12 protein-coding genes are annotated in these 11,667 nt (G+C 37.5%); 1 reads left to right on the forward strand and 11 read right to left on the reverse strand.

From position 1 onward, the window contains the following. The 11 genes from KCG35_RS22175 to KCG35_RS22225 all read right to left on the reverse strand — a co-directional run. The coding region (locus KCG35_RS22175; protein ID WP_215822047.1) for a condensation domain-containing protein at nt 1-530 on the reverse strand (530 nt) is incomplete at its 3' end. A gap of 16 nt (nt 531-546) precedes the next feature. Next, complete coding sequence (locus tag KCG35_RS22180) at nt 547-1,446, reverse strand: hypothetical protein (RefSeq protein ID WP_215822048.1); 900 nt, start codon at nt 1,444-1,446, stop codon at nt 547-549. A gap of 32 nt (nt 1,447-1,478) precedes the next feature. After that, nucleotides 1,479-3,209, reverse strand: coding sequence for a thiamine pyrophosphate-dependent enzyme (locus tag KCG35_RS22185; protein ID WP_215822049.1), 1,731 nt, complete (start codon nt 3,207-3,209; stop codon nt 1,479-1,481). 45 nt (nt 3,210-3,254) lie between these two features. Continuing rightward, entirely contained in the window at nt 3,255-4,400 is a 1,146-nt protein-coding gene (locus KCG35_RS22190) for an enolase C-terminal domain-like protein (protein WP_215822050.1), read from the reverse strand. Next, the gene (locus KCG35_RS22195) at nt 4,393-5,247 is read right to left on the reverse strand and encodes an alpha/beta hydrolase (protein WP_215822051.1); all 855 of its coding nucleotides are present in this window, start codon (nt 5,245-5,247) and stop codon (nt 4,393-4,395) included. The genes KCG35_RS22190 and KCG35_RS22195 overlap by 8 nt, the downstream gene beginning before the upstream one ends. Before the next feature lie 23 nt (nt 5,248-5,270). After that, on the reverse strand, nt 5,271-5,459 hold the full coding sequence (locus KCG35_RS22200; protein ID WP_215822052.1) for a hypothetical protein: 189 nt from the start codon (nt 5,457-5,459) through the stop codon (nt 5,271-5,273). A 128-nt stretch (nt 5,460-5,587) separates the two neighbouring features. Continuing rightward, nucleotides 5,588-7,123 (reverse strand): GH3 family acyl-acid amido synthetase, encoded by a 1,536-nt coding sequence (locus KCG35_RS22205; RefSeq protein ID WP_215822053.1) that lies wholly within the window; start codon nt 7,121-7,123, stop codon nt 5,588-5,590. 52 nt (nt 7,124-7,175) lie between these two features. Further along, a complete protein-coding gene (locus KCG35_RS22210) occupies nt 7,176-8,162 on the reverse strand; it encodes an aldo/keto reductase (protein ID WP_215822054.1) in 987 nt (328 codons plus the stop codon). Between the two features lie 72 nt (nt 8,163-8,234). Next, nucleotides 8,235-8,951 (reverse strand): SDR family oxidoreductase, encoded by a 717-nt coding sequence (locus tag KCG35_RS22215; RefSeq protein ID WP_215822055.1) that lies wholly within the window; start codon nt 8,949-8,951, stop codon nt 8,235-8,237. Between the two features lie 27 nt (nt 8,952-8,978). Further along, nucleotides 8,979-9,344, reverse strand: a complete 366-nt coding sequence (locus KCG35_RS22220) for a 5-carboxymethyl-2-hydroxymuconate Delta-isomerase (protein WP_215822056.1) — start codon at nt 9,342-9,344, stop codon at nt 8,979-8,981. Between the two features lie 78 nt (nt 9,345-9,422). Beyond that, the gene (locus tag KCG35_RS22225) at nt 9,423-10,820 is read right to left on the reverse strand and encodes an MFS transporter (RefSeq protein WP_215822057.1); all 1,398 of its coding nucleotides are present in this window, start codon (nt 10,818-10,820) and stop codon (nt 9,423-9,425) included. A gap of 347 nt (nt 10,821-11,167) precedes the next feature. On the opposite strand from KCG35_RS22225, the gene KCG35_RS22230 reads away from it, so the two are divergent. Next, complete coding sequence (locus tag KCG35_RS22230; protein ID WP_215822058.1) at nt 11,168-11,470, forward strand: group II intron maturase-specific domain-containing protein; 303 nt, start codon at nt 11,168-11,170, stop codon at nt 11,468-11,470. Nucleotides 11,471-11,667: the final 197 nt, after the last annotated feature.

An 11,667-nucleotide genomic window follows, 5' to 3' on the forward strand; every position in this document is an offset into this window, starting at 1 on the left:
GGGATTTTTTCAGTAGTTGAATTTAAACTTTTTATAGCATCATTATTCGATAATGCTTTTAGTAATAAGCTAAAAAATAGTCCTGTTGAATAACCGTCTGAAATAGCATGATTGCGTACAAATATGAGCATAGCCTGTTTTAGGCTTAAAATATTAATCAGCTTCATACGCCACAGATTTTGTGAAGAATTAATTGGTTTTTTAAGTTCTTCTTGTAATTCATCTTCTGCGCTGGATAAATTACCAGCTTTGCTATGTGAGATTAAAACTCTATTAAAGTCATCATGCTCAGCAAACCAAAGCTGATCATTCTTTTCGATAATACAAGTTCGTAAAATTTGATATTTATTAAATAAAACATTAACTGCATGAATTAGTTTTTGAAAATCAATTTCTTTATCAATAAGTATATGCGTCAAAACCTGTGTATTACCGTTTAATTCTGAGTGCATTATGGCAAACAGAGCTTCTGTATTATCTAGTGGACGTACTAGCTTGGGCACAGCTTTATCAGAGGAATGAGAAATCATTTGCCAGCACTCCATACTATCCACAAAGATTAACGGTATTGTTAATCTTAACTTTAAATTCGTCAAATTGAATATTAGTAGTATCACCATTGGAAAGAGTACAACCATGGTCAACACTGTTTTTATCAGCACCAATAAAAACGTAATGCATCATATTTGGTAAAATAATGGATTGATGTTGCCATAACTTGGACATAATGGTTTCAAGGTCATAGGCTAGTGTGGAAAGGCCATTGCTCACTTTTCCAGCCCATACTGTTTTATCCTTTCGTCTAATGTGAACATGTCCTTCTGTATACATGGGAGGTTCACCAAGGAATAGAAAAGGATGAATGGCGCTATCAGTCATTTTACCATAAGAAAGATGAGCAGAGTTATTTCTAATTTGGCCTATGTCAGTCAGGTCATTACCAAAAGTGAAGCCTAGGTATCGAGGGTTACCTGTGTCGTCTATTTTAAAGATTAATACAATTTCTGCTTCTTCACAAATTAGCTTAGCTGTGTTTGTAAGAAATAAAGATTCTCCAGAGAGTTTTAATGAATGAGCAAAGCCTTTAAAAAACCAAGAAGGAAATCCATCTATTTGTCCATAAGAGTCCACTTTTTCTTTTGGTATCTTGTTTTTATGTGTCAGACCAAATCCACTTACCAACCCATGTGACCTATCATCAGGCAAAAATGGTACTCGATAAGTTGCTTTATGCTCCTTAGGCAGAAAACATCGTTTACCAACATGAAGAAGGTGGTTTAACAATTCTGAATACTTTACACTTGAGGGGAACTTTGTAAGTGTCTGGTATAACCCTTCACTTAGCTGGTAATAATCTGACTGTTCGTCAGTAAAGTTACGTTTTACCTCAAGGTATTTCATCCCACCAATTATACATTCTGCAATACTCGCCAATGCTTGACTCATAATCTCTCCTTTTACAAGTAAAAATTAATTTATTACTGCATAATCACTTCTACGAGGCAGGGCTTTCTATGAGTCAATATGTAGTCTATGGCATTTTCTAGTGACGACTCTAGCGCTTTTAGGGTGTTGGCTTTGCCCGCATTGTAGATATTAAAAGAATCAGCAAGAGCCAGAAAATCAACTGGATTTTCATGAAAGCTTGTAGCAACATCAGAATTTACCTGGTCCCTCTTTCTCGCTAAGGCAATAATTTCGGCATGCTGCTTAGAATTAAGATACAACTGGTTATTCATAACAATAGTTAGGAGAGGAATGTCGTATTGAGATAGCGTCCATAGACCACTAGGCGTATAAAGAAAATCGCCATCAGATTGCAAGTTAATACAAATTGTATCGTCATCTTTATGGGCTAACGCAGCGCCAATTGATGCACCTAGACCATATCCAAGCCCAGCTCCACCGCTTAATCCAAGATAACACCCTTCACGATCTAGGTCCCATAATTTTTTTACCCAAGCATCTATGGTAACGCTCCCGGTATTAGTAACAATCCAGTTATAAGATTTAAGATTATCGTGGATAGTAGCTAATGCTGAGGACACATGTATGACGTCATCATCACGATGGGATACTTGAAAATCCAGCCACTTAGTGCGTGCCACATCATGTTGATATTTAATTTTACCAATACGGTTTGCACGCATGGAGTCAAAAGATGAATTTGTTTGACGCTTAGTAATAATTTTTAAAATCTTTTGTAAAGAATGGTTAAGGTGAGCATGCAAAGAAAGGTTTACAGGCATTAAATGCTGATAATCAGTCACAGAGCTACTCATCAGCATATCGTTACTACTTAAAGTTGCAATATAAGGTTGCTGATTAAAAGCGTCGGGAGCTGGGCAGTTCAATGCTCCCCATAAATCCTGAACTTCTAATGCCAAAATAAAATCAGATGAATTAATAATATCTTCTGCTTCATCAACAATGGATAAAGAGTGCGTGTTTGGAAAATTGTAGCGGCCCCCTCTATCAACGACTGCTATGCCAAGTTCATCTGCAAGCATTATCAAAGTTTCAACAGTTGCAGAGTCTTTCCCTGAAAAGTCCACAATTAATATTGGAAAAGATGATGAAAGAAGTTTATGCGCAATAAATTCAGCAAAAGAATCATCTATAGCAGGTAATACCGATCCTAAAGTAGTTTCTGCAGGGTATAGGATAACATCATCACCCAGTTTTTCTTCCTGAACTGCAGCATCAAGGGAAATAAAAACAGGTCCCTTAGCTTCAGTATTCATTAGTCGTAAGCCACGGTATAGCGATTCGATAGTCGCTTTTTGGCTGATGGGTAAGTCAGTCCATTTAGTAAAACCTTGTAACATTGAGTCTATTCCCTGGGAAGTATGTATCCAGTCGATCCAGGGACGACGTTTGCTCGCATCTAAGGGGCCATTACCTCCTAGAACTAACAATGGAACTCTATCACACCAAGCATTGAAAATTGCCATACTGGCATGCTGGAGACCAATATTAGCATGTACTAAAACGACCATGTGTTTGCCACAAGCCTTGTAGTACCCATGCGCAATTGCAACTGAAATTTCCTCATGGCATGACATTATTATCTGCGGAGTATTTTTCTGCTCACGCAAATTAACCAATGAATCGTGTACTCCCCTAAATGATGCTCCTGGGTTAAAAGACACATAATCGATACCTTGTTGAGTTAAAAACTCAACAATTAAATCTGAAAAATATTTCATTCATATCTCCAATTATTACTTCAAGTGCCTTAACATTTTTAAAAACTATCCTATACAACCAGCAAACGTATATTGGCTAAGCAGAGACGTTTTGCTAACGCCTAGTCCCGTGACTGGTTTAATTAAAACTGTATGATTATTCCGATCAATTTCTGGAACAGGTGTGATTACCATGTCAGGAAAAAATCTGTCATGTTGACCAGATTCAATAGTGAAAAAATCTTTAAATAGCAAGGCTAATTGACGTTCTGCAGCAATTAGTGGACCGACTTCTGCTACTTGTACACCGATCTGATATTGCAGTTTATGTTTACGAGCAAATTGAATAAATTTGATAGATTTAAGTAGACCTCCACATTTTGAGATACGAATATTAAATGCATCACATGCACAGAGTTTAACTGCTTCTTCTGCATCAGAGAAATAACACAGTGACTCATCGAGCATGATGGAAATACCAAAATCTTTCTGAAGTTTTGCTAGCTCAATAAAATTTCTTTTATTAATTGGCTCTTCAAAAAAATTTATATTGTACTGGGATAATGCTTTAATGTGCTGAATGGTTGTTTCGATACTCCATGACATATTAGCATCAATTATTATTAGGGGTACAGGACCTGATTGATAACGAACTGCTTCTATGATGGAAAGAGTCTTTTTTAACTCTCTGTCTGCCTTAATCTTAATGACTTTAACCTCTGACAGTTCTGCACTAAGTTGTTTGGCATCCGTTTCAAAGTTCAGGACGTGGGTAAATGTGTATTCAGTTTCCTCAATCAATAAAGTCGTTAAGTTAAGCGCATCTGCAACTAACCTCGCTACAGAACACTGTTCTGATTGAGCTAAAAAATCTAAGATAGCCAGCTCGAACAAGCATTCAAGGCTATTACTTTGAGGTAGACCAAGGTAGTTTGCAGTACCGTTTTCAAACATGGTTTTCACAACCTGTTTAGCTGATGCAGCAAATATACGGTTATAAATGAAAGATAAATCAACCTGAGCTGCAGCATGCAAAACAGCATCTGAGGTTTCACCTGTCACATACTTTCGTGGGGCACATTCACCAATTCCTGTAATGCCTGACGTTTGTAAGAGTAATACAACACTATCAGCATTTTTGCGTCTGAATGCTGCATGACTAAAGGAAATAGCCATCGGTTGATCAACCTTATAGAGGGCTGCTTCAAACACAGTGAATATTTCCCTTGCTGACGGTTAAATATGAAACCCAGTTAACAAGCGAATTTTTTACTTCAGTAAAAAATAAGTAGTGTTTGCTTGTTGGAAGATGAACAATAGTACCTTTGCCAGCCGTTAAGTCCTGAAATACCGAAAGAGCTGAAGACAGATCAACAACAGTATCATCTGTGCCAGAAATAAAAACTACTGGCTTTTTGCAGTTCCAGTTTGATCCTAGGTAATATTCTTCCAAATCTAGTAAATGCTTTCTGGAGCGACTTACCAACTTTCGAGTTGCTAATGTGTCATCATCTATGAAAACTGAATAGCGAGAATCAGAAGTAAAGTCTTCAGCATGAAGTCCTGCATCCCATAGTTCATCACTTTTATCGAATCTGATTTTTTCTAACTCTTTTTCATTTAAGGTAGAATAAAGTTTACCAAGCCAAGCGGAGCAGAACACAACACTATCAAACTTTATCGTGAACCCTTTGTAGTTTAATAATGCAGCGAGAATTGAACCTCCAAGACAGTGGCCAAATAAGTTTATGGGTACTGACTTTGGTAGCTTATTTAAACAATGTGAAATCGCTAAAGTATAATCCAAAAGTAATTGGTTCACTGGAGGAATAATCTGTCGTTCCCCCTCGCTCATTCCGCACCCTCTCCGATCAATACAGATGAATGCCAGATTATTAGAAGCAAATAAGTTACCTACCTCCCAAAGCCATCCTCCATGACTTTGCAAACCATGAAAATAAAAAACGACACCTTTAATTTCAGTAGGTATCCATTTGTGCGCGGCTAAACGCACCTGATCTATAAGAATAAATTCAATTTCTTTAGTAGTTGTACTCATAATTAAATTCCGGCGTTGAATTGTTAGTTTTGTAAATCAAGAATTTCTTGTACAAAGTTGATATCCTGGTAGAAAGGTTTGTATTTATATTGCGCAGCATTCGCTGCACTCCGTTTATAATCTACATAACGGGTAATGGCATTATCCGGTACAGTAATAACTTCAATTCTTCCGAGCCTTTTACTTTCTCTTTTTGACTCGACTTTGGCCATTTAGAAGCTAAGGCATTGGAGGTAAAGCAATACAGTTAGTGTTTATAACCTGAATTAACTCATGTCTAATGAAAACCATGATATGAATTAATTCTAACCTGTTGTTTCTAATAGCTTATTTTTAGCTGTCATGTGTATTGAATGATGGCCAAAGTCGAGTTTGATGCATATTCAATATTGACTTTTTGTAAGCAACCATCAATTTTTTCAGCGATTTCATCATTTGATACACTCAAATCAGAGGGTGTTTCGAGCATCAAAACATAACGTGGAATATGAGCCCATTTTGGACCACACATATACAAGCCCAAATCAATATTATTTTGTTGCGAAAATGTGGAAATAGCTTCTGTTACCTGATCTTCGGTCAGTTTTTCACCAGTAAATGAGTGAAAAATACCATCCCTTCGAATAAAATTGAGTCTTGGAACATTTCCCTCAAATCCTTCTACCCGAAAGATATCACCTGTTGCTAACCTGTATAGCCCATTAGCTTGAGACATAATGAGGTGGTATTCTTTACCTGTTTCAAGTTGGTTAAAAAGTAAGGTATTCGTGCTCTGAGCAGGGTTTAGTACATCACTCATATCAACTTCAGCTGGCACAAATTCGTAAAAAGCCTGGTTGATTGCTAATGGTTGGCTTGTCAAACTTTCGTCAACAGGAATGGTCACAACACCTTCGGTTCCACAAGTCATGAAAGGTATCTGGGTTACTCCAGGTAAAATCTTATTGAGTAAAGGTCTATATAGTTTTGCTGATGCCGATACCCAACAACTAAATAAACTAAGACTAGGCCATATATCTTTAAATGAGATGTTTTTTGTATTAAGTATGCTGGTAAGTTGTTTGGCTAAAGTCGCATTTGGTTCAAAAAGTTTTTTACCATTTAAAGTACCAAGATGAATATCATTAATTAATCTTTCCTGTTGGCTTAATAATATATCCCACATCGAAATAAGCGTGCTAGGATTGATTGTACTGATGAAATGTAATGGCTTACCAATGAGAAAGCGAAGTCGATGGTACATTCTTTCTTCGTGAGACCCGGGCATTCCAGAAACAAACCAAGGTGCGTTTAACCAGGGAGGTGTCCAGTCATTTTTATCTAGTCTTGGATATCGATTACTTATACTTTGGTATGCTAAACCCTTGATAAATTCTGAAGGCTCTTCTAAAACAGTTTGCATATCCAACACTGCATATGGGTCAGAAAGCATTTCAGGACAATGATGCATATATGTTGACCACATGGCCTTTATTGCCGGAACTCTGTAATGATTCATCCAATGCTGTGTATACGGCACCTTTTTTGCTGAGCCAGTTGTTCCACTGGTTTTTAGCCAACGCATGACTGGACTACAACTTAGTACACCTCCTTTGGCATCAATTTCCCGTTCAATATAGGGAATAAAGTCTGCATAACGTTTGATAGGGATTTTTTTTCGATATTCATCTACATTCACAGTATTGAGACGATAATTTTCTTCTTTCCACATTAATGAATTTTGACCTAATCGAATGATATCCTCTAACACTGTAGTTTGTACTTCATTAGGGTGTGCCAAACAGTATTTAAAGTGGTTACTATGAAATTGGCAGTCTTGTTGAAATGAGTCTTTGAGTAAAGACCAGTCATTTTTCCAGCTTGTATTTAACATCATGTCCACTTCTTAAAGTTAGTTTTTGGGCTTTGAACCCACCATCTGAACCAAATTAACGATCAATTAATGACATCATTTTTTCTTCGTAGCGTGGCCCTGCAACAGATAAATTATTCAGTAAATTTCCTAGCTCTTGTTGAATAGATTCATCCAATATAACTTCTGCAGCTTTAATATTTTCCTCCAAGTATTTACGACGTTTTGTACCTGGAATAGGCACAATATTTTTCCCTTGTGTTAATATCCAGGCTAAACATAATTGTGAAGGTGTAATGCCTATTTCTGAGGAAAGTTCCATTACGCGATGAGTGATACTTAAGTTACTATCAAAATTTTCATTTTTAAATCGTGGATCAAGAGATCTGAAATCACTGGTTGTATAATCTTCGGCTTTCTTAACTGTACCAGTTAAAAAACCACGACCGAGTGGACAAAAGGTAATTAACCCGATATTCAATTGCTTTAAGAGTGGACGAATAACGTCATCTAGGTTACGCTCCCAAAGGGAGTATTCACTTTGAATGACAGAAAGAGGATGTATGGCATGTGCCCTACGAATTGTATTTTCACCAGCTTCACACAACCCAAGATAAAGAACTTTTCCTTCCTTAACCAAGTTTCCCATTTCACCTATCACATCCTCAATAGGAACGTTTGGATCCACTCGATGCTGGTATAAAATATCGATATAATCAGTATCAAGCCGTTTTAAAGATTCGTCGACTACTTTACGTATATGTTCAGGACGACTGTTAACTCCAGTTACTTTTCCATTCTGAAAGATGAAGCCAAACTTTGTTCCAATTTGAATTTTTTCTCGTATTCCTCTAAATGCTTTTCCAAGCAACTTTTCATTAAGAAAAGGTCCATAATTTTCAGCACTGTCAAAATAGGTTACCCCTAACTCTACTGCACGATGTAACGTCGCAATAGACTCTTCATCGTTGGTTTCTCCATAAAACTGACTCATACCCATGCAGCCAAGTCCAATTTTAGAAACAGATAGTCCTTCGTTACCTAACACTCTTTTATCGAGCATATTTTATCCTCTAATTTAATATTTGTTTTAATGAGCTGATACAGAAAGGTCTGTATCAAGCAAGCGAAAAAATTAATACGCTATTGTTGCACCACCATCAGCCAACACTTTTGAACCAGTTACATAGCCCGTACTTGCAAGGAACAGTATTGCTTTAGCTATATCACTGGCTTTTCCTACCCGCCCAACGGGCAAACGGTCAGCTGCCGCTAAATACATTTGTTCGCGATGAGCAGGCTCTATATTCGACCACAGGGAGGTAGCCACTAAACCAGGTGATACGCTATTGACTCTGACTGGTGCTAATTCAAGCGCAAGCCCTCTGGCTAAAGCGTCAATTGCAGCGTTGATAGCTCCTTGTAATACGGCTGTTTGTCGAGGGCGTTCTGATAAGTAGCCTGAAATTAAGGTCAGTGATCCCCCTGACTTAATATTTGCTGAACGTGCTACATGGTATGCCCCCCAAAATTTACTATTCATTGCTGAGTAGGCTTGTGATAAATCAAGCTCTTTAACTGATCCCATAGGCGTATCTGCAGCAGAAATAACGATGTGATCCCAAGTATTAGTTTCTTTAAAAAAAAATTTCACTGATGTTTCATTGGTTATATCTAGGCACTCAGTTTTCATTGTAAGCTCAGCTATCTCAAGTGCATGGTCTAGCTTTTTCTGACTTCTTGAAGCAATGGTCACCAGTGCTTCTTCTTGAGCAAATGCTTTGGCAGTAGCTAATCCAATACCAGTACTACCACCAATAATTAATATTTTTTTACCTTGATGTTCTTTCATGAATTCTCCAATTTGATTTACTTTTTATTATCCCGATTGAATCTTTGAATAGCTTGATTTATCTACTTCAACAATTTGTACAGATAAACTTGTTTCACTTTCGGCGAGTGATCGAAAAAAATGTTTTTTTAAAATGTTTAACGCAGTCTGACTGATATATTTTTTTTCTTCCTCATTTTTTCCTGACATCACTTGAAGTGATAGTGAGATAAAAATGTTTTCTTTTGCTCCATTTCCTATGTAATAAATATCATGTTTAATGACACGACTTTTAAAGTCTTCTTTTTTAAACTTCCAGGCTTTCATTAAAGCATTGTGTAAATCTTCAAATAAAATTCTGAAATTTAACGAGTCAACCTGGTTATTACTATATTCAAGAATACAGTGCGGCATATATAGACTCCAATCTGGAAAAGGTCGGACTTAATCACTCCAATCAATAAAGTCATTTTGATAAACTAATGGGTTAGATCAAGCAGTGGCTTTTTTAAGCGTAGTGATTGAGTATGGAACAATTGATTTACCAATACAGAACATTGATTTAAACATTGCTAGTACAAGTACGAGTGCAGAAATTACGTACACTTCACGAATATTTACGGCAATTGTTGCTGCATGATCAGATACTATGGCGCCAAAAACAGCCACCCCTAAGGCGCCCGCAAATTGTCGTCCAGTATTTAATATTGCTGAAGCTGTACCAGATATGTTTTTGTCAACGCTGCCTATGACTACTGTGGTTGTTGCTGGAATTGCTGTACCCATTCCGAGTGTAACCATCATCATGCCAGGGACCATGGGGAGCAGTGCTGAGTAATTAGGCATCAAGGCTAGATAAGCATAGCCCAGAGCAGCAACAAAAAGTCCACCTGAAATAGCCACCCTATATCCGACTTTTCGAATGAGGGACACACTAGCAAGATTGGCTATGACGATGACGCCAGTCAGCGGTAGAAAAGCTGCACCAGTTTCAGCGGGTGAATAGCCAAGTACATGATGAAAATACAAGCTTAATACGAAAATCAAACCATAAAATGTCAAACTAAGTAGCGAAGCCGACAGCACTGATGATGAAAATGGCAAAATTCTGAATAGATGTAATGGTACAATTGGATTGTAAGCCGTTGCCTGGCGGATTAAAAAAGCAGTAATTGAAATTGCAAAAATTATAATACCATCTGTAACAAAATTGTCACCCAATCCATGACTTCCGGCCCTAATTAAACTACTAATGAGTACTAATAAACCGACAGTTATTATGATTTGTCCAAGAAAATCAAACTGCCCTTTATTGCTTCGAGTAGTTTCAGAAATCACTTTAATTGTAATGAATGTTGCGAATATACAGATTGGAACATTTACATAAAAAATCCAACTCCAGCCTATAGTAGAAACTAAAAGGCCTCCTAATATCGGACCAGCAGCTGTTGCTATTGCGCCAGATGCGGCCCAAATACTGACAGCTTTTGCTCTTAAAACATCATCTCCTTTGCAGGCATGGGCAATCAAAGCAAGGGATGTTGGTAAAACTAAGGCACCACCAAATCCTTGTACTGCCCGTGCAGCGATTAACAATTCTGTAGAGGTAGACATTCCACATACAAGTGATGCGAAACCAAATACGCTAAAGCCTGCTAAAAAAATTCGTCGACTTCCCCAGCGATCACCCAGAACACCTGCCATTAGTAAAACAACTGCAAGAGCAAGTGTATAAGCATCAATAATCCACTGCATACCAGAAATATCACTATCTAGCTGCATGCTTATGGAGGGTATGGCGACATTGACGATAGTAACGTCTAACTGAATAATTACAAACGCCAAACAAGTCGCTACGATTGTCCAAAAACGTTCTTTTTTTACTGGCATATGAATCCTCGAAAAAAGTCAAGCGGTAGTGAAAATAATCACAGAAAAAGAACAAACAACATCAACCGTCATTGAGTAATAGTTTTAATATTCAATTTTTTTGAGAAAAGATAAATGGGCTGTTAATTACTGGACTACAAACTGCTAGTTTGTAATTGATGTACTATACGTATCAAGCTGTATAGAGCTAAAGAGTTAGTATCAGTAGAAGTAAAATAAGGAAATACCCAAGAACTCAGTTTGATTTTCTGGGCTATACCTTTTGTGGACGGGTATGTAAAAGTAATAAGTCAAACTGTTACTTTATTGGATTTAACCCGGCGGTAAGTAATACGTCACTCAAGGCAATGCGGCAAAAGACGAGAAAATTAAACTGGCGAAATAGGTCGGATTTAGAACTCATCGATATAGCCCGGTTGTACAATCCTGTATTACAAGGATGGCTCAATTATTATGGGCGTTACTATCGGTCAGCACTTTATCCAGTATGGCGCCATTTCAATAAAACACTGGTTGCATGGGCAATACGCAAATACAAACACTTGAAAAGAAGAAAGATCAAGGTGTCAAAAATTCTGGAAAAAATAAAAGAACGACAGCCAAACTTATTTGCTCACTGGCGTGCAGGAATGACAGGATCGTTTGCTTAATGGGAGCGGTATGAATCGAGAGGTTCCCGTACCGTTCTGTGAGAGGTTGGCGGGGAAGTTCCGCTGATCTACTCTCCAGTTTATTAGATTAAAAACAAACTTATTTTAGGCGCACTTAACTTGCTAATGCACAGAATTGTTCAAAAAGTGTCTTGCCTTTTGCCATTGAGTTATCCAACTGACTTTTTCTTAGCTGA

It is taken from the genome of Zooshikella harenae, assembly GCF_018837975.1.
GTDB classification, from domain to species: domain Bacteria; phylum Pseudomonadota; class Gammaproteobacteria; order Pseudomonadales; family Zooshikellaceae; genus Zooshikella; species Zooshikella harenae.

What these genes read in the sequence shown, in the direction of transcription:
- KCG35_RS22180 (WP_215822048.1), bottom strand. Translation starts at nt 1,446, where the DNA reads ATGAGTCAAGCATTGGCGAGTATTGCAGAATGTATAATTGGTGGGATG.
- KCG35_RS22185 (WP_215822049.1), bottom strand. Translation starts at nt 3,209, where the DNA reads ATGAAATATTTTTCAGATTTAATTGTTGAGTTTTTAACTCAACAAGGT.
- KCG35_RS22195 (WP_215822051.1), bottom strand. Translation starts at nt 5,247, where the DNA reads ATGAGTACAACTACTAAAGAAATTGAATTTATTCTTATAGATCAGGTG.
- KCG35_RS22200 (WP_215822052.1), bottom strand. Translation starts at nt 5,459, where the DNA reads ATGGCCAAAGTCGAGTCAAAAAGAGAAAGTAAAAGGCTCGGAAGAATT.
- KCG35_RS22205 (WP_215822053.1), bottom strand. Translation starts at nt 7,123, where the DNA reads ATGATGTTAAATACAAGCTGGAAAAATGACTGGTCTTTACTCAAAGAC.
- KCG35_RS22210 (WP_215822054.1), bottom strand. Translation starts at nt 8,162, where the DNA reads ATGCTCGATAAAAGAGTGTTAGGTAACGAAGGACTATCTGTTTCTAAA.
- KCG35_RS22215 (WP_215822055.1), bottom strand. Translation starts at nt 8,951, where the DNA reads ATGAAAGAACATCAAGGTAAAAAAATATTAATTATTGGTGGTAGTACT.
- KCG35_RS22220 (WP_215822056.1), bottom strand. Translation starts at nt 9,344, where the DNA reads ATGCCGCACTGTATTCTTGAATATAGTAATAACCAGGTTGACTCGTTA.
- KCG35_RS22225 (WP_215822057.1), bottom strand. Translation starts at nt 10,820, where the DNA reads ATGCCAGTAAAAAAAGAACGTTTTTGGACAATCGTAGCGACTTGTTTG.
- KCG35_RS22230 (WP_215822058.1), top strand. Translation starts at nt 11,168, where the DNA reads ATGCGGCAAAAGACGAGAAAATTAAACTGGCGAAATAGGTCGGATTTA.